At 39.9% G+C, this 17,933-nt stretch carries 14 protein-coding genes; 6 read left to right on the top strand and 8 right to left on the bottom strand.

Features of this window, described 5'->3' with window-relative positions:
- Positions 1-318: 318 nt before the first annotated feature.
- Positions 319-1,956, bottom strand: coding sequence for an endonuclease (locus tag NRL14_RS08900; RefSeq protein ID WP_306724469.1), 1,638 nt, complete (start codon positions 1,954-1,956; stop codon positions 319-321).
- A 305-nt stretch (positions 1,957-2,261) separates the two neighbouring features.
- On the opposite strand from NRL14_RS08900, the gene NRL14_RS08905 reads away from it, so the two are divergent.
- From NRL14_RS08905 to NRL14_RS08920, 4 genes are all read left to right on the top strand, one after another.
- On the top strand, positions 2,262-4,076 hold the full coding sequence (locus NRL14_RS08905; protein WP_306724470.1) for an assimilatory sulfite reductase (NADPH) flavoprotein subunit: 1,815 nt from the start codon (positions 2,262-2,264) through the stop codon (positions 4,074-4,076).
- 61 nt (positions 4,077-4,137) lie between these two features.
- Positions 4,138-5,835 (top strand): assimilatory sulfite reductase (NADPH) hemoprotein subunit, encoded by a 1,698-nt coding sequence (cysI, locus tag NRL14_RS08910; protein WP_007376197.1) that lies wholly within the window; start codon positions 4,138-4,140, stop codon positions 5,833-5,835.
- Positions 5,836-5,877: 42 nt separating this feature from the next.
- Complete coding sequence (locus tag NRL14_RS08915) at positions 5,878-6,618, top strand: phosphoadenylyl-sulfate reductase (RefSeq protein WP_306724471.1); 741 nt, start codon at positions 5,878-5,880, stop codon at positions 6,616-6,618.
- Positions 6,619-6,749: 131 nt separating this feature from the next.
- Complete coding sequence (locus tag NRL14_RS08920) at positions 6,750-7,271, top strand: DUF4124 domain-containing protein (RefSeq protein WP_306724472.1); 522 nt, start codon at positions 6,750-6,752, stop codon at positions 7,269-7,271.
- Positions 7,272-7,516: 245 nt separating this feature from the next.
- Here the strand turns inward: NRL14_RS08920 and acnA are convergent, their stop codons facing one another.
- The gene (gene acnA, locus NRL14_RS08925) at positions 7,517-10,261 is read right to left on the bottom strand and encodes an aconitate hydratase AcnA (protein ID WP_033039491.1); all 2,745 of its coding nucleotides are present in this window, start codon (positions 10,259-10,261) and stop codon (positions 7,517-7,519) included.
- A 737-nt stretch (positions 10,262-10,998) separates the two neighbouring features.
- On the bottom strand, positions 10,999-11,382 hold the full coding sequence (locus NRL14_RS08930) for an RNA-binding S4 domain-containing protein (protein WP_008133330.1): 384 nt from the start codon (positions 11,380-11,382) through the stop codon (positions 10,999-11,001).
- 245 nt (positions 11,383-11,627) lie between these two features.
- Here NRL14_RS08930 and NRL14_RS08935 point away from each other — a divergent pair, with 245 nt between their 5' ends.
- Both NRL14_RS08935 and NRL14_RS08940 read left to right on the top strand, forming a co-directional pair.
- Positions 11,628-11,915, top strand: coding sequence for a hypothetical protein (locus NRL14_RS08935; protein WP_007582180.1), 288 nt, complete (start codon positions 11,628-11,630; stop codon positions 11,913-11,915).
- Positions 11,916-11,971: 56 nt separating this feature from the next.
- Positions 11,972-12,637: a hypothetical protein gene (locus NRL14_RS08940; protein ID WP_306724473.1), complete on the top strand. Its 666-nt coding sequence runs from the start codon at positions 11,972-11,974 to the stop codon at positions 12,635-12,637.
- A 9-nt stretch (positions 12,638-12,646) separates the two neighbouring features.
- Here NRL14_RS08940 and NRL14_RS08945 read toward each other — a convergent pair whose 3' ends face one another.
- From NRL14_RS08945 to glnA, 5 genes are all read right to left on the bottom strand, one after another.
- On the bottom strand, positions 12,647-13,105 hold the full coding sequence (locus NRL14_RS08945; RefSeq protein WP_008133336.1) for a Crp/Fnr family transcriptional regulator: 459 nt from the start codon (positions 13,103-13,105) through the stop codon (positions 12,647-12,649).
- A gap of 29 nt (positions 13,106-13,134) precedes the next feature.
- Entirely contained in the window at positions 13,135-14,520 is a 1,386-nt protein-coding gene (glnG, locus tag NRL14_RS08950) for a nitrogen regulation protein NR(I) (RefSeq protein WP_306724474.1), read from the bottom strand.
- 14 nt (positions 14,521-14,534) lie between these two features.
- Positions 14,535-15,605: a nitrogen regulation protein NR(II) gene (gene glnL / locus NRL14_RS08955; protein WP_008133339.1), complete on the bottom strand. Its 1,071-nt coding sequence runs from the start codon at positions 15,603-15,605 to the stop codon at positions 14,535-14,537.
- Positions 15,606-15,843: 238 nt separating this feature from the next.
- The gene (locus NRL14_RS08960) at positions 15,844-16,374 is read right to left on the bottom strand and encodes a DUF4124 domain-containing protein (RefSeq protein WP_306724475.1); all 531 of its coding nucleotides are present in this window, start codon (positions 16,372-16,374) and stop codon (positions 15,844-15,846) included.
- A gap of 114 nt (positions 16,375-16,488) precedes the next feature.
- Positions 16,489-17,895, bottom strand: coding sequence for a glutamate--ammonia ligase (gene glnA / locus NRL14_RS08965; RefSeq protein ID WP_007376208.1), 1,407 nt, complete (start codon positions 17,893-17,895; stop codon positions 16,489-16,491).
- Positions 17,896-17,933 lie beyond the last annotated feature (38 nt).

Genomic DNA, 17,933 nt, shown 5'->3' on the forward strand with positions numbered 1-17,933 from the left:
AGAAGAAGACTCTCATCAAAATTATTTTCTTAGAAGATTGGTGGGGGGCTTGGTTTTATTATGTTTGCTTTTTATTGAGTTATTGTTTAGCTCATGGTTCGGCTCAACTGTGTATCCCCATATAGTAAGTTTTCTTATAAGTAAATTTCCTGTAGAGAATCTATCAATTATAAACTATCTACTCATTTAATAGGGAGGTAGGTTTTGTTAAATAATAAGTCTCTAATCTATTATTATAAAAAGAATGTTCCGATTGAGATAATACAAAGCCTTTGCAAATGCAAAGGCTGATGTTTTTCTACGAAGCCCGAAGCTTTCCTACCAAATCATCTCAACAAATTCTGGATGATCGATATATGGATTGCGATTGCCTTGATGCTCATAAGCGGCTTGGTTTCTATCTAGTTCAAGCTCACTGACAGGATCGTCGTTATGCCAATTAACTAGCATAGTCACTACCCAATTCTCAAACACTTGATTTGAGGTGCCATTGAGTACAGCGTTACTAGCCGTGGTATTGTTTTGCCAAGTACCAATGACGTTTTCGTAGCGGGTTGCCATATAGAAGTAGGCGCGAGCAAAGTCACCTTTAAATTCATCAATTGGTTCAAATACAGTACCTGAGTAATTTAATGAGCTTGTAGCTGAACCTAATTTGCTGCCGTTAGTCGACGTAAATGAAGCACTTGATACTTTACCAAATGGATAGTTACTACGCTTTGAGTTTACATAACCATCGGTTGCGTAAATATGGTGAACATCTGAGTTCATAGGTTCAATAGTGCCGCCAAACCAACTTTTCGGAAATGAATGCTCACGGTTGTAACAGCCGCCTTCTCCACTATAGTTACCGCACTGATCGCTCACGGCTGTATAGTTATAGCTGTCTGAACCGTTTGGCTTTTCGCTATACATATCTAAAATACTATTATCGTTTTCAAAGTATTTATCACGTGCTGATGAATCATAAAAATTCCAAATCGCCGAATAACCCTGTGCATTATGATCTTTAGTAATATTATAAAGCTCAGTTTTCAACGCATAGCCAGTTAAGCCCTGTGTCGTTACATAATAACCAGTGGGTGTTGGATTAGTTCCGCCAGAGCCATTACCAGGTTCTGTACCAGAATTTCCTAACTCAAAAGCTGAGCTGTCTGTATTGCTAAAGCTCGCACCGCTGGCAAGAGTGATAGAGCCTTGCTTAAGTGTATAGCTACCATTACCAGTAGAGCAACACATGCCATCACCATAACTATCACTAATTACAAGCGTGTATGCCCCATCAGTTAAGCATATTTGTTCATCATACTGAGTGTTTGACTCATAACCACCACCGTTAGCAATTGAACTACCTTGACTATTATTAATAGACCAACTTGTTTCGCTGCCATAATTATCGGTATTAAGCGTTAGGGTAAGGCTATTGTCAGAACAGCTTGTTGATGAGCCACCATCGCTATTTGGTAAAAAATTATCTACGTAGACAATTTCGCTGCCATCAAATCCACTAACATCATAAAAACGCAGACCCACGTTAATTGTTTTGCTGCTACTTGCTGTGTAGCTATGGCTGATTTTTTGCCATTGATTCGTTTGCGCCTCATTTGAATAGCCTTGGTAACCATCGACATACAAACGGGCTTTAATTTTACCTTCCGTATGGTAAATATCAGCAGAAAAATCGTAAGTTTGACCTGCTTCAACAGCAATTTGCTGTAGTAAATCCGTGTTACTTTGCGAACCAGTTGTTACATTTACAGCAGCAGAACTACTACCGCTTTTCACTGTGCTAGTTGAGCGTGATAAGTTAATACCGCTATCTATAGTAGTCCATGATGCAGGTGTATTTCCTGACCACTGTTCAAAGCTACCATTAGCTACATTGGCCATTACTGGCAGTGAGCCGAGTAATAAAGCCGTACTAAGTAGTTTGTTTTTATATGTCCCGTATGACATGAGTATTCCTATTTTTTATTTTGAATGAAGAATATACCTTATATTAGTTTGGTTACAAAATTGTTAATTTAAAATTCGATAAAAAGCAATAATAAGTCTTTAATCTGTTTTTGAAGGTAATTTTATAAATTAATAACTAAATGGAATATCAAAGCAGATTCTATTCTTTTTTTATCTATGCAGACCCCGTTATCCTACATACTTAGAAAACCTCAACAGATACACTCTGGATGAGGTAAAACTCATTTTTTAACAATACATAAAGTGTATTGTGTTTAATTTTCAGGGTTATGGGGAATCGATTCATGTTGTTAGGTCAACTAAATGCTGCGGCAAGTCCGCTATCGCAAGAGCAAGTACAGAAGCTGCAAGGTTTAGTGGCTGAACTTAATCCAATTCAACAAGCGTGGGTAAGTGGTTACTTAGCTGCTAATGCTAATTCAGCTGCGCTAGGAGCTCCTATTTCAGGCGCACAGGCTAATGGCGATTCTGCAGCACTAACTATTTTATATGGTTCGCAAACGGGTAATGCAAAAGGTGTTGCTACCAAAATGAAAGAGCAGGCCGAATCACGAGGCCTAGCAGTTAAATTGGTTAGCATGTCTGATTACAAACCAACAGCCCTGAAAAAAGAAAAGTTTTTAACTGTCGTTGTGTCTACTTATGGTGAGGGTGAGCCTCCTGAAGACGGTGAAACACTACATGAATTTTTAGCCACTAAAAAAGCGCCAAAACTAGACGATGTAAAAATAGCCGTTATTGGTTTGGGTGATTCTAGCTATGAGTTTTTCTGTCAAACAGCAAAAGACTTTGAAGAGCGCTTAAATAAACTTGGTGCACAAACTATATATCAACGTGCTGATTTAGATGTAGATTACGAAGATGAAGCTGCAACATGGATCGCCGGTGCACTTGATGCATTTGAACCTGATTTAAAAGCGCAACAAGATGCCGCCGGCGGTCAAGCTTTAGCTATGCCTTTTGGTTCACCAACTACCGCTTCAAGCCAATATACAAAACAAAATCCATTTGAAGCAGAGCTTTTAACAGTTCAAAAAATTACCGGTCGCGACTCAACTAAAGATGTACGCCACGTTGAAATTTCACTTGAAGGTTCAGACATTACTTATACACCAGGTGATTCATTAGGTGTGTACTTTTTAAATGACGATGTATTAGTTGATGAAGTACTTACACTCACTCAAATAGATGCAGCAAGCATTGTAAAAGTAGGTGATGAAGAGCTAAGCGTACGCGGCGCACTTATTGAAAAACTAGAGCTGACTCAGTCATACCCAGGTTTTGTAGAAAAATACGCAACAGCAACAGGTACGCCTGAATTATTAAAGCTTGTGGAAGATAAAGCTGCAATGCGTGCGTATATTGAACCTCGCCAGATATTTGATGTAATTCGCCAAAATCCAGCAAAAATTGATGCGCAAACATTAGTCGATTGCCTACGTAAGCTGCAAGCTCGCTTGTACTCAATTGCATCTAGTCAAGCAGAGGTTGAAGACGAAGTGCATTTAACTCTAGGCTTAGTTGAGTTTGATGCGTTTGATAGTGAGCACTTAGGTGGTTGTTCGGGTTACTTAACTCGCCGAGCTGAAGAAGGCTGTAAAGTTAAAGTATTTAGCGAACATAACGATAACTTCCGCCTACCAACTAACGATGATACACCGGTGATCATGGTTGGCCCAGGTACGGGCATTGCGCCGTTCCGTGCATTTTTACAAGAGCGTGATGCGCGTGAAGCACAAGGTAAAAATTGGTTGTTTTTTGGTAACCCACATTTCACTCAAGACTTTTTATACCAAGTAGAAATACAGGGTTATTTAAAATCGGGCCTACTTAATAAAGTAGATGTTGCATTTAGCCGCGACCAAGCCGAAAAAGTATACGTGCAAGACAAGTTGCGCAGTAGCAGTAAAGACGTGTTTGAATGGTTGGAAGCTGGCGCTCATTTTTACATTTGTGGTGATGCAAATCGCATGGCAAAAGATGTACACAGCGCCTTGGTCGATATCATCAAAGAAAACACAGGCAAGAGCGATGAAGACGCAGAGCAATACTTAAAAGATTTGCGTAGCGCAAACCGCTATCAGAAAGACGTGTATTAATCACGTTTCTTATTTTATTTAACAGCTAACAGCCGTCACTGTAACAAATTTAGGATTTAAAATGAGCGAACAAGATAAAAACGTAAAGCTTTCTGATAACGAGCGTTTGAAAAGAGAAAGTAACTTTTTACGTGGCACCATAGAACAAGATTTAAAAGACGAAATTACCGGTGGCTTTACCGCTGATAACTTTCAGCTAATACGTTTTCACGGTATGTACCAACAAGATGACCGTGATATACGTGGTGAGCGTGCTAAGCAAAAGCTAGAGCCCCTACATAATGTAATGTTACGTGCACGTATGCCTGGCGGTATTATCAAGCCAGAGCAGTGGTTAGCAATTGATAAGTTTGCTGATGAAAAAACAAGCTACGGCAGCATCCGTTTAACAACGCGTCAAACGTTTCAGTTTCATGGTGTGCTAAAGCCAAACATCAAAGGCATGCACCAAATGCTTGATAGCGTGGGCATAGACTCTATTGCTACCGCAGGTGATGTTAACCGTAATGTGCTTTGTACTACTAACCCAGTTGAGTCTGAGCTACATCAAGAGGCTTACGATTGGGCTACAAAGATTTCTGAACATTTATTACCAAAAACAAAAGCGTATGCCGAAATTTGGTTAAATGGAGAAAAAGCGCAAACCACAGAAGAGCCAATTTTAGGATCTAACTATTTACCGCGTAAGTTTAAAACAACGGTAACAATTCCGCCTAATAACGAAGTTGATATACACGCTAACGATTTAAACTTTGTGGCTATTGCTGATAACGGCAAGCTTGTTGGTTTTAACGTATTAGTGGGCGGTGGCCTTGCCATGACGCACGGCGATACAGCAACTTATCCGCGTAAAGCCGATGACTTTGGTTTTATACCGCTAGAAGATACCTTAAAAATTGCAGAGCATGTTGTATCTGTGCAGCGCGATTGGGGTAATCGTTCAAATCGTAAAAATGCAAAAACTAAATACACATTAGACCGTGTAGGCGTTGATGTATTTAAAGCTGAAGTAGAAGCGCGTTCAGGCGTTACGTTTGCGCCAAGTCGCCCGTTTGAGTTTACTCATCGTGGCGATCGTATTGGTTGGGTTGAGGGCATTGATGGTAAGCACCACTTAACATTATTTATTCAAAGCGGTCGTATTTTAGACTACCCAGACAAACCGCTTAAAACCGGTTGTCGTAAAATCGCTGAAATTCACCAAGGTGATATGCGCATGACGGCTAATCAAAACTTAATTATTGCCGGTGTGCCTGCAGATCAAAAAGCGGTAATTGAAGAAATCGCCCGTAGTCATGGCTTAATTGATGACACCGATTCGCAGCAGCGTAAAAATTCAATGGCGTGTGTTTCACTGCCAACGTGCCCACTTGCAATGGCCGAAGCAGAGCGTTACTTACCAAGCCTAGTAGAAAAAACTGAAGCATTACTTGCAAAGCACGGTATACCAGATGACAGCATTATTATGCGCGTTGTAGGTTGCCCGAACGGCTGTGGCCGCGCAATGCTTGCTGAAGCTGGTTTAGTAGGTAAAGGTCCTGGTAAGTACAACGTTTACTTAGGTGGTAATTTAGAAGGCACACGTATTCCTAAATTGTACCTTGAGAACGTAGGCGAAGATGTTTACCTAGACGCATTCGATAAGCTAATTGGCCAGTGGGCTAAAGAGCGCAACGACGGTGAGTGTTTTGGTGACTTTGTTATTCGCAAAGGCATTGTTGCTGAAGTAAAAGTATCAGTAACCGATTTTCACGCTTAATTAAATACCAGCGCTAAGCGCTGGTGAGGTTTGGAATTTACCATGAGTGAATTTAAAAACATTTTACAGCTAGATAAACAAAGCCAAGCGGCTATGTTAGCTGATGCTAATGGTTTACTAGCAAATATGAGCGTAGAGCAGCGCGTTGCGTGGGCGCTTGATAACTTGCCTAATACGGCCTTTTTATCATCTAGCTTTGGTATTCAAGCGGCAGTAATGCTGCATTTAATGACCTCACAGCGTCCTGATATTCCTGTTGTATTAACCGATACAGGTTATTTGTTTCCTGAAACGTATCAGTTTATTGAGCAAATGAGCGAGCGCTTATCACTTAATTTAAAGGTGTATAGAGCACAGCTTAGTCCTGCATGGCAGGAGGCTAAATTTGGTAAATTATGGGAGCAAGGCGAAGGTGGAATTAAGCAATATAATCAGCTTAATAAAGTAGAGCCAATGACCCGTGCGTTAAAAGAAATAGAAGCGGGTACTTGGTTTAGTGGCCTAAGACGCGATCAATCATCTACACGTGCAGATAAACAGTTTGTAGAAATTAGTCGTGGCACAGTTAAAGTGTACCCGATCATTGAATGGTCGAATCGCGATGTGTATCAGTATCTTACTAAGCATGACTTACCTTATCACCCATTATGGGAGCAAGGTTATGTGTCGATGGGAGATGTACACACTACGCGTAAATTAGAGCCGGGTATGACAGAAGAAGAAACTCGTTTCTTTGGTTTAAATCGTGAGTGTGGGTTACACATTGATGGCGATGGTATTTAACGCGGCACACGTATAGCTAAATCGAAAATAAAAATGCAGCTTCGGCTGCTTTTTTATTGTGAAAAAATTGCCGGATTAAGTATTTTTAATTAGACTCAAAGGATAAAGGATTAATTTAAAGCAGGAACGCTATGAAATACTTTGCCTATTTAGCAATATCAATCATGACTATTGCGCTCATATCTTTATTTTATTTAAAAAAGCCCGATGGTAAAACATGGCTTTCAGTGTCATCAATGAGTGACAAGTCGCACCATATTAAAGAAAAAATAGCGACACTCACCGGTAATATATTTGATAATGCTGTACATAACGCAAAGCAAGCAAGCGAAAAAATAGTGAGCTCTACAGCCTCAAATAGTAAAATTTTTAAATGGCAAGATGACACAGGTCAATGGCATTTTTCAGACACGCCAAATCCGCATGCAAAAAGCATTGAGGTTAAACTCAATCCAAAAGATATTACAGTTATTGCCGCAGAAGATACGTCTATTTTAAATAACACTCCAAAAGTATCAAGTATGTCAGCAGCATCAGAAACAATAAGTATTTTAGATCCTGATTCTGTTCAAAAGTTATTTGAAGATGCAGGGAGCGTACAAGATAAACTTGAAAAACGTAACAAAGAAATTAATAGCTTAAGCGGTCTATAATAAAGCTAAGGTTTTTATAGACACGTCGCGATAACGTTTCTCGGCTTCCATGAATAATATGGCTAAATATATCTTTGTCGAAGTGGCAATAGTACCCCTATAGCAATATATGCAGCCGCGACCATTATCCCCTTAATATTATGCTCGACAGTAAAGTAGCTCGATATAATCAACGTATGGCCAGTCACAAAAAGGCCTCCCTTTATTAAAAGGGAGGCCGTTGCTATTTTTAAAACATACTTTGCTTAATCGAGCATATTACGCAGTACATATTGTAAAATGCCGCCGTGTTTGTAGTAATCCCACTCTTTAGGGGTATCAATACGTACATCGGCACTTAAGCTAACTTTTTTACCTTCAGCATTGGTTGCAATAACGGTGACTTCATCGGTTTTATCATACAAGCCATCAATATCAAATTGCTCTTGCCCTGTTAGCCCATGTGACTCGTAGCTTTCACCTTCTTTAAATTGCAGCGGTAATACACCCATACCAATTAAGTTAGAGCGATGAATTCGCTCGTAGCTTTGCGCTACAACCGCTTTAACGCCTAATAAAAGAGAACCTTTAGCTGCCCAGTCGCGAGATGATCCCGTACCGTACTCTTTACCGGCCAAAATAATTAACGGAGTTCCGTTTTTTTGATACTCCATAGCTGCATCATAAATACTTGCTAAGTCATTTTCTGGCTGGGTACGTGTTACACCGCCTTCAGTTCCCGGTGCTAATAAGTTTTTAAGGCGAACGTTGGCGAAAGTACCGCGCATCATTACTTCGTGATTACCACGGCGTGAACCGTACGAGTTAAACTGGCCTTTATCTACGCCGTTTTCTTGCAGGTATAAACCTGCTGGTGCATCTGCTTTAATAGCGCCCGCCGGGGAAATATGGTCAGTGGTTACTGAATCCCCAAGCTTAGCTAAACAACGTGCACCTCCAATAGTAGGAATGCCCGGTGGTTCTACTTTCATGCCATCAAAAAAGGGTGCTTTTTTAATGTAGGTTGATGCATCGTCCCAATCATAAAGTTTACCATCAGGTATTTGAATTTTCTGCCAGCGGCTGTCACCTTCATAAACGTTAGCGTAGCTTCTTGCGAACATTTCTTTAGTCACTGTTTCTTTAACTAAGTCACTAACCTCTTTAACGCTTGGCCAAATGTTTTTAAGGTAAATATCGTTGCCGTTAGCATCCTGTGCGAGAGGTTCGTTGTATACGTCAATATCTGTTCTACCTGCAATAGCGTATGCAACAACAAGCGGAGGAGACGCTAAAAAGTTCATCTTAACGTCTTGGTGAATACGCCCTTCAAAGTTACGGTTACCTGATAAAATAGAGCTGACCACTAGTTTATGTTTTTGAATCGCGTCTGATATTTCAGTTGCAAGTGGCCCCGAATTACCAATACACGTCGTACAGCCATAGCCTACTAAATTAAAGCCTAGACTTTCTAGGTCGTCCATCAAGCCTGCTTTTTCTAAGTAGTCGGTAACTACTTTAGAGCCAGGTGCAAGGGATGTTTTAACCCAAGGTTTTACATTAATACCTAATTGCTTCGCTTTTTTAGCGACCAAACCTGCGGCTAAAATTACACTCGGGTTCGAGGTGTTAGTACAACTGGTTATAGCGGCAATAACACATGCGCCATCGTTTAGCTCAAACTCTTGCCCTTTAAATTTAACTTTAGCGGCGCCCATAAATTGCGCTTCATCAACAGGTTCATCGGGGTTTGTTGCCGGGCCTTCACTTTCGATACGCGCTTGTTCTTCATCGCTTTTATCACGACGAGCCATACGCTCATCTTGAAAGCCTTTTAAATGCTCGCTAATAACTTTGCCAGCCTCATTTAAGGCAATTCTGTCTTGAGGACGTTTAGGTCCTGCAAGGCTTGGTACAACATCATCTAATTTAAGCTCGAGTGTGTCGGTGTAATTAGCTTCGTCGCCATCGTTACGCCATAAGCCTTGGTGCTTAGCGTAATCTTCAATGAGTTTAAGTTGCTTCTCATCGCGGTTTGTTAAGCGGAGATAGTTAATGGTTTCATCATCAATCGGAAAAATACCACACGTAGCGCCGTACTCTGGTGCCATGTTAGCTATGGTTGCTCTATCAGCGAGTGGTAAATCGGCAAGACCGTCGCCATAAAACTCGACAAATTTACCCACTACACCATGATTACGTAATATCTCTGTTACTGTTAATACTAAATCAGTTGCGGTGGTCCCTTCAGGTAGGCGGCCGCTTAGCTTCATACCCACTACTTGTGGGATGAGTAAGCTAATTGGCTGCCCAAGCATTGCTGCTTCGGCTTCAATACCGCCTACACCCCAACCAAGCACACCTAAGCCATTAATCATGGTGGTGTGAGAGTCAGTCCCTACAAGCGTATCTGGGTAAGCGAATTTTTTGCCATCGCGCTCTTCATTAAAAACAACGCGCGCTAAATATTCTAAATTCACTTGGTGAACAATACCGGTTGCGGGTGGCACTACTTTTAAATTATCAAAAGCGGTTTGCCCCCAACGCAAAAATTCGTAACGTTCTTTATTTCGGTCGTATTCAAGCTTTGCATTTAAATCAAAAGCACCCTCGTTACCATAGCCATCTACCTGTACCGAATGGTCAATAACCAGTTCAGCAGGTGATAACGGATTTATTTTTGCAGGGTCCCCACCTAATTTTTCCATTGCGTCACGCATTGCGGCTAAATCAACAATAGCGGGTACGCCGGTAAAGTCTTGCATAACAACACGAGCTGGGGTAAAGGCAACTTCAGATGCTGGTTTTGCTTGAGGATCCCAATTAAGCAGAGCTTGAATGTCTTGTTCTTTAATGTTTGCGCCATCTTCGTTACGAAGGAGGTTTTCGAGTAATACTTTTAAGGAAAAGGGCAATCGTTTTGCTTTGTCACCAAGTCCTTTTAGAGAATGAATATGGTATTGCTCACCATTAATTGTGAGCTGATGTTGGGTGTCGAAACTATTATTCATTATTTGCCCCTTTATGAATTATAAAAATATTTTGAAGAGTGACCTCTGTAGTGCTTGAGTTGCAAAGTACATACCAGCGTAAAAAACCATACTTAGAGAACGAAATTTATACAGTTACCAAGATAGAGATGATGCTGAAAACTTTATTTTCAAGGATGATTTAAAAGAGGGAGGGGGCCAAACGTTATTCGGCCCATACTTATACCTACTTGATTAAAAAAATGATCATTTTATCGCATTAAATAGCGCACTCACTGCGTTAAAAATTATTTTTATAGAACAACTATATATCGTAATTTCGCCTCGTGATTACGCTATTTTCTTAGCGTTATAATAGCCCACTAATTTAATGCAATTGGTATAATTACTGTAACCAGCCTTGTTGCGTAACTTTAACACTCACACAAAGCAAAGCCGGCCAAAAGTGCCTCTTAATACGGCAATAGTAAATGTAATGGTTAACTAAATAGGAATGTTAGAATGCGCAGCTTGTTGATTTATAGTTGGTTTAATTATCATCTTGGGAGTCATCATCTGCATAAAAATACAATAACGCCAAGTAAGTTCCATACGAGTTGACGCCTATACAGCAGGTTTTAAACCAATGTTGGGATGTATTGACAGGCATGTAACCACCTTATTTTTATTATTTACTAACACGCCCTAGGTTATTGAAGAGTAAAAAGGCCAACTATATAAGTTGGCCTTTTTATATAAAAAGAGGGGGTTTTAAATACTTAACCAAATGAAATAGGACGACGTCCTGTTTTGTCATCTACTTTTGGCTTTTTAGTTCGCTTACGCTTACTTTTAGCAGGCTGAACTGTTGGTTGAGAGACCGCCGGCTTTGGTTCAGTGTGAGTTTGTACAGCAGGTTTTTCTGCAGGGATTGCATCCGCACTTAGTGATAATTGAAAAAACTCACCATCAAACTCTAACACATCACCACTGTATAATTTTTTCCGTTTAATTGTACAAATTTCATGGTTAACACCCACATAGCCTTCAGTTATTAGGTTTTTAGCTTGGCCGCCACCTTCAACTAAGTTTAGTACTTTTAATAATTTACAGAGCTCAATCGGCTCTTCTTCTAATTCTATTTCTATGTATTCTTCGTTCATATTTGCTCTCGGTGGGGTAACGCACAAGCTTTAGTATAAAGGCTTGCAGCTACTTTTGCACCAAAGCAAGTGACTTTAGCTAATTGTAATAGGTAAATAGTTATGAAAGTTTTTATGTATTTTGTCTGTCTTTAAAAAAACTGAAGCAATTGAAGGTTAAGCTTTGCGGCAGTTAATTTTACGTATGGCCTGCTAATTGCTAAAACTTTGGCGGAATAAATATTTTTCATTAAATGGAGTAGGAAATGGGCGTAAGATTAGCAATGAAAAAAGAGCTAATGGGATTAGATAATTCAGGTATGTTAACTGCTGACGATGTTAGAGAGCACCTTGCTAATTCTGTAAAAAAGCAAGCTGATCAAGATGAGCGCGGTTTTTCTGTAATTTCAAAATTCAATGATACCCATAGCCGTTTAGTTAGTGGTGATGCCACGAGAAAAACAAAACTTGAATTTGAACGTCATCGTTTGTTTAAAGAAGTTTTATATACTCGCAAAAGTGTTGATGCTTGGTTAGATAGCCAAACAAATTAAATTGCCATAAATAGTTACCTTTAATAGACTACAATTGTAATCAAAAAGGGGTAACTATGAAAAATGGAATTTTAATATGTGTGTTGGCATTACTATTAGCTGCGTGCCAACAACCTACCGTGTATGTATTTAGTGAAAACTTGCAAGATGAACAGCGCAATCAGCTCGATGCTGCGCTAAAAGCACAATCGCTCCCTTATGAATATGTTGAGCTGGCAATTCCACCTGATTTTGGTGAAGCCACATTACTCTTATCAAGCGATAAAATTTACCTAAAAGAGACTGAGAAGTTAGCTACTATTATGCAGGGGCTAGGTTACGAGCCACAAGTTAACTATACAACGCGTTCAAATCATTTTTATGGTGATGGCAATATAGGCTTTTATCTAAAAAATGCAGTGGCGGGTACAACCTTTGTTATGCCTAAAAAGTTACGAACAACTCAATGCAGCGAAGACAAGTACAATGATTTAGCGGTCAAATTTGCAAATGAACATGTTGAATTTACACTACCAAGTGGCGCAATCGTTAGGCTGAGTTGGGAGTATTTATATGGTTATCTTGTTATTTATTACAAAAATCATTCGCAAACATACAGTCACTCACAACCACTTATAAATACGCCCTTTGGCGCAAAACCATCCGATACTTACAGGTTTACAGCTCACGTTAATAACCCCAGCTGGCTTGATTGCTCACTACAAATTGTTTATATGGACTGAGTGATAGAGTTAACCGTGGGTTTCTATATGCTCACTTAGTTTTGCAATTCGTTCGCTCATACCCTCGATAATACGGTCTTTAATTTTTTCACGTATAACATTAGGTAAACGAGTCAATGCTTCAGGAGTTATAGCGAGTACGATAGTGTCGCTTTTAGCTTGGGCATTGGTACTTCTTTGTCTGTTACCAATAAAGGCGCCTTCACCTATAAATTCACCGGGCTCAATGGTACCTAATTCTAATAAGTGATTATGCTTAAAGACTAAAAGGGCGCCACTTAGTACAATGTATAAATGTTTGTCGTTATCAAACTGCTTAAATAAAAATTGCTGTTGGTTAACTAAATACAACAGGCCAAACGATTCTAATAATATTTGACGTTCGTTGAGCGTAAACTCTTTAAAAAAGTGTAGCCTGTTTATAATTTCCATTTGTTTAAATAATGGAATATGTTCGATTAGCTTCATCAATAACCAAATTTGTTAGACACGTTTAATTAGTTAATATTGCGCTCTTTTAACTTACGGGTCAACGTGTTGCGCCCCCAGCCAATTTTTATAGCTGCATCTTGTTTATGGCCAGAACAATTGGCGAGAGCTGTTTTTATTAGCCGAGTTTCTAGTTGTGCTTGAATATCGGGCCAAATATTTTCTTTGCCTTGTTTAAGTTCGTGGTTAAGCCATTGTTGAAATGCATCAAGCCAATCACCTTCCTCTTGAATTGGCGACGCATCAAGGATCTCAGGTGGTAAATCTTGTTCTGTAACAAGTTCACCTGGCGCCATCACAGTAAGCCAACGACACGTATTTTCGAGCTGACGTACATTACCGGGCCAATTAAAGAGTTTAAGCTGCTCTGTTGCTTTAGGGCTGAGTACTTTGCTTTCTACTTGTAAGTCTTTAGCGCTTTTGTGCAAAAAATGTTGCGACAAGCGATCAATATCTTCAGTGCGCTCCCGAAGAGCTGGCAAGCGTAGGCGTACTACGTTTAAACGATGAAATAAATCATCCCTAAATTTACCTTGTTTAACTAAGTCTTCCAGATTTTGATGCGTAGCTGCAATAATGCGTACATCCACCTTTATGCTTTGATGCCCGCCCACACGATAAAATTCACCATCGGCAAGCACGCGCAATAAACGTGTTTGCACATCAAGAGGCATATCACCAATTTCATCTAAAAAAAGCGTGCCGCCATTGGCTTGTTCAAAACGCCCTTTACGCACACTATCAGCGCCCGTAAATGCGCCTTTTTCGTGGCCAAATAATTCTGACTCAACAAGTTCTTTTGGAATTGCGGCCATGTTAAGTGCAATAAATTGATTTTCTTTACGTGGACTATGATTATGCAAGGCGCTGGCGACCAGTTCTTTACCTGTGCCAGACTCACCATTTATTAATACACTCATGCTAGAGGCTGACAGTTTACCTATTGCTCTAAATACCTCTTGCATAGCGGGTGCTTCACCAATTATGTGTGCACTTTTAGGTGGGGCCTGCTTACGTTTAGTTTTTTTTGTAGAGTTTGCTCTAAATGCACTTTCAACAAGGGCAACCGCTTCGTTCAAATCAAACGGTTTAGCTAAATACTCAAAAGCACCTTTTTGAAAGGCATTAACGGCCGAATCTAAATCTGAGTGCGCGGTCATTATAATAACCGGTAGCCCAGGATTTTGCTCTGCAATAAGCTCAAGTAAAGCCATGCCATCCATGCCGGGCATTTTTACATCAGACACCAAAACAGCGGGTTGGCTAAATTTTAGTGCGCTTAATACATCTTGCGCATTTGAAAAGCTCTCAGCATTAAACCCAGCACGGGTTAGTGCCTTTTCGAGTACGAAACGAATTGATGCATCATCATCTACAAGCCAAACTGTTTTCATGCAAACTCCAAACATTAATCTGCAAAGGGCAGATAGATATTAAATTCAGTATGTCCAGGCCAGCTATCACATTCAATATAGCCGTCATGCTGATCAATAAGCGTTTGCGCAATAGAAAGTCCAAGTCCTGAACCACCTTCTTTATTGGTGATCATCGGGTAGAACAATGTTTCGCGTATGCTGTGGTCAATGCCTGGTCCGTTATCAGATATTTGGATCAACAAGGCTTTTTTAGGTGCTTTACCTGGGCGACGATGTTGATGGTTTATGCGGGTTTTTATTTTTATTTCACCGCCATCAACGAGCGCCTGTTGGGCATTACGAACAATGTTTAATACGACTTGTTGTATTTTGCCTTGGTCAATATATACATCAGGAATACTCGGGTCATAATCCTTCACTAAGCCAATATTAGAACAATTATCTAACGTACTTAGCCTGACAACCGACTCTAGGGTTTGATGAATATTGCCATAAGACTTTTGCGGTAGCTGATTTGGCCCTAAGAGCCTATCTACTAATTCGCGCAATCTATCTGCTTGCTCAATGATAAGCTCAGCGCATTGGTCTCTTTCTTGTTGATCAACTTCATACTGCAATAACTGCGCCGCTCCGCGAATTCCACCTAAAGGATTTTTAATTTCGTGCGCTAAGCCACGAATTAAGTTTCGTGCAGCTTGATATTGATGCATTTGGTTTGATGCTTGGTCGTGCTTTATTTCATCATCTGTTTGGCGCCATTCTAATAATATATATAAAGTGTCTTTAAATTTAAGCTGTCTTGAGCTGACTGCTACCTTGGCATGGCGAGAATCGCTAAAAACCACGTCAGCTCTATGTTGCTGGCAATCAACGCCATCAATTAATGAATACTGTTCAATACGTTTCAAGTCAATAGAATGGTAATTAAAAAGGCTATCGAAAGGTTGATCTAACAAGCGTTTAGTACCAAGGCCAAGTAACTCACTCGTACTGGTATTAGCATAAACAACAGTAAATTTTTTATCGAGCAACATGACCGCTGTTGTTTGGTTTTGCCAGATAGCGTCAAGCAGTTCTGGGCTGAAAATTTCATTATTAATCATAGTTGCACCATTTTAGTGCGCTAATATTTGCAGGCAATTAATATTAATAAAATGCACTGCTGCGCCTCAGTTTTAAACTTAAATTTAGTTCTTGAATGTTATACCAATCTGCTTAATTAAGTGAGCTATTTTGAGGTATGAAAACCGTGTCGATAACAGGGCAAAAAATTCGTTATTTAGTTGTTCTATATCAGAAATTTTTAACACAGTTAGCGTCAAGCTTAAGCCCTCAAATTGATCAAGTATTATTGCGGATTGGTATTAAGCCCTTTCTGCGCATAAAAAACACATAAGGTTGGCTCACGGCAATAATTTGGTTTTTATTATTCAACAGCTTTACTTGCAATGTATGTTCACCGCGTTCAACATCTTTTATAGCAAAGGTTGAATCATGACTAGCAGGGCCATGTGTTTGACCATCAACAAACAGCTGTATTGTTAACCCACTTTCGAACCGTGGTGTTATACGGCTGGTAACATATACCGTGCCTGTATTTTCATGAATTGTTTGATTATGCTCTGGTGACAAAATAGCAATGTTAAATGCTGTTTTTTGGGGTTGAGGTTGGTTATTTAAAATATCAGTATTGGTCGCAGGCATTGTAAGGTGCTGACTTGTAAGCTTTACCTCCGTCGCGCCTTTGTGCGGTGTATCTGAGAACACTAACACGCCATTTTTATCTTCCCAAGCGTATATTTTTTTTTCAGCAGCATAGCCATAATTACTTAATCCTAAAGTAATTGTTAGTAATAAAATGTAATTATTCACTCGGCGGTCCTGCGTTTTAGAGTAACTTTACTCTAGTGGAGATTGCTTTGATTTACCATTAAAAAAGCCCGCAGAGCAGCGGGCTTGAGAACACACATATTTTTTACAGCTTAATTAACAGCTGTAGTACATTTCAAACTCAACTGGGTGAGTTGTCATGTTAAGTTTTTCAACTTCTTTAGATTTAAGTGAGATATAAGCATCAATTAAATCATCAGTGAATACACCACCTTGAGTTAAGAATTCACGGTCTGCGCTAAGTGCAGATAGTGCTTCGTCAAGTGATGCTGCAACCGTTGGAATTTCTGCTGCTTCTTCAGCTGGTAAGTCGTATAAATCTTTATCCATAGCATCGCCAGGGTGGATCTTGTTTTTAATACCATCAAGGCCAGCCATAAGCATTGCTGAGAAAGCAAGGTATGGGTTAGCAGTTGGATCTGGGAAGCGTACTTCAATACGACGACCTTTTTCAGATGGAACCACTGGGATACGAATTGATGCAGAACGGTTACGTGCAGAGTATGCAAGCATAACTGGTGCTTCAAAACCTGGTACTAAACGCTTGTACGAGTTAGTAGAGGCATTTGCAAAAGCATTGATTGCTTTAGCATGCTTGATGATGCCGCCAATGTAGTAAAGTGCATCTTCAGAAAGGCCGCCGTACTTATCACCAGCAAAAAGGTTTACACCATCTTTAGCAAGTGACTGGTGACAATGCATACCAGAGCCGTTATCACCAACAACTGGCTTAGGCATAAACGTTGCTGTTTTACCGTATAAGTGAGCCATGTTATGGATAACATATTTCATTTCTTGAATTTCATCCGCCTTTAATACCATTGTATTAAAGCGAGTAGCGATTTCGTTTTGACCCGCTGTAGCTACTTCGTGGTGATGTGCTTCTACTACTTGGCCCATTTCTTCTAGCACTAGACACGTAGCTGAACGCCAGTCTTGGAAGTCATCAACTGGAGCAACTGGGAAGTAACCGCCTTTAACACCTGGACGGTGACCTGTGTTGCCATCTGCATATTCTTTATCTGAGTTCCAAGCAGCTTGCTTAGAATCAATTTTATACATAGAACCAGACATGTCTGATTTGTATTTAACATCATCAAATACGAAAAATTCTGGCTCTGGGCCAAATAACACAGTGTCTGCAATACCAGTTGAACGCATGTAATCTTCAGCACGCTTAGCAACTGAGCGTGGGTCACGTTCATAACCTTGAAGTGTTGAAGGTTCAACAACGTCACAACGAACAATTAGTGTTGTTTCTTCTGTGAAAGGGTCTAATTTGATAGAGTCTGCATCTGGTAATAAAACCATGTCTGACTCATTAATGCCTTTCCAACCAGCGATTGAAGAACCATCGAACATTTTACCGTCTTCGAAAAAATCTTCATCAACTTGATGATGAGGAATAGAAACATGTTGTTCTTTACCTTTAGTGTCAGTAAAGCGTAAATCAATGAACTTAACGTCATTTTCTTTAATAAAATCTAAAACCGATTGTGACATGTGTCCTCCAAGTGTGGGGTTTTGTTATTGCTGCATAA

It is taken from the genome of Pseudoalteromonas sp. 20-92, from assembly GCF_030847595.1.
Classification (GTDB): domain Bacteria; phylum Pseudomonadota; class Gammaproteobacteria; order Enterobacterales; family Alteromonadaceae; genus Pseudoalteromonas; species Pseudoalteromonas fuliginea.

Coding starts and splice junctions, on each gene's coding strand:
- NRL14_RS08900 (WP_306724469.1), bottom strand. CDS start 1,956: ATGTCATACGGGACATATAAAAACAAACTACTTAGTACGGCTTTATTA.
- NRL14_RS08945 (WP_008133336.1), bottom strand. CDS start 13,105: ATGAAGCTAATCGAACATATTCCATTATTTAAACAAATGGAAATTATA.
- NRL14_RS08940 (WP_306724473.1), top strand. CDS start 11,972: ATGAAAAATGGAATTTTAATATGTGTGTTGGCATTACTATTAGCTGCG.
- NRL14_RS08905 (WP_306724470.1), top strand. CDS start 2,262: ATGTTGTTAGGTCAACTAAATGCTGCGGCAAGTCCGCTATCGCAAGAG.
- glnG (WP_306724474.1), bottom strand. CDS start 14,520: ATGAAAACAGTTTGGCTTGTAGATGATGATGCATCAATTCGTTTCGTA.
- NRL14_RS08920 (WP_306724472.1), top strand. CDS start 6,750: ATGAAATACTTTGCCTATTTAGCAATATCAATCATGACTATTGCGCTC.
- NRL14_RS08930 (WP_008133330.1), bottom strand. CDS start 11,382: ATGAACGAAGAATACATAGAAATAGAATTAGAAGAAGAGCCGATTGAG.
- NRL14_RS08915 (WP_306724471.1), top strand. CDS start 5,878: ATGAGTGAATTTAAAAACATTTTACAGCTAGATAAACAAAGCCAAGCG.
- cysI (WP_007376197.1), top strand. CDS start 4,138: ATGAGCGAACAAGATAAAAACGTAAAGCTTTCTGATAACGAGCGTTTG.
- NRL14_RS08935 (WP_007582180.1), top strand. CDS start 11,628: ATGGGCGTAAGATTAGCAATGAAAAAAGAGCTAATGGGATTAGATAAT.
- acnA (WP_033039491.1), bottom strand. CDS start 10,261: ATGAATAATAGTTTCGACACCCAACATCAGCTCACAATTAATGGTGAG.
- glnL (WP_008133339.1), bottom strand. CDS start 15,605: ATGATTAATAATGAAATTTTCAGCCCAGAACTGCTTGACGCTATCTGG.
- glnA (WP_007376208.1), bottom strand. CDS start 17,895: ATGTCACAATCGGTTTTAGATTTTATTAAAGAAAATGACGTTAAGTTC.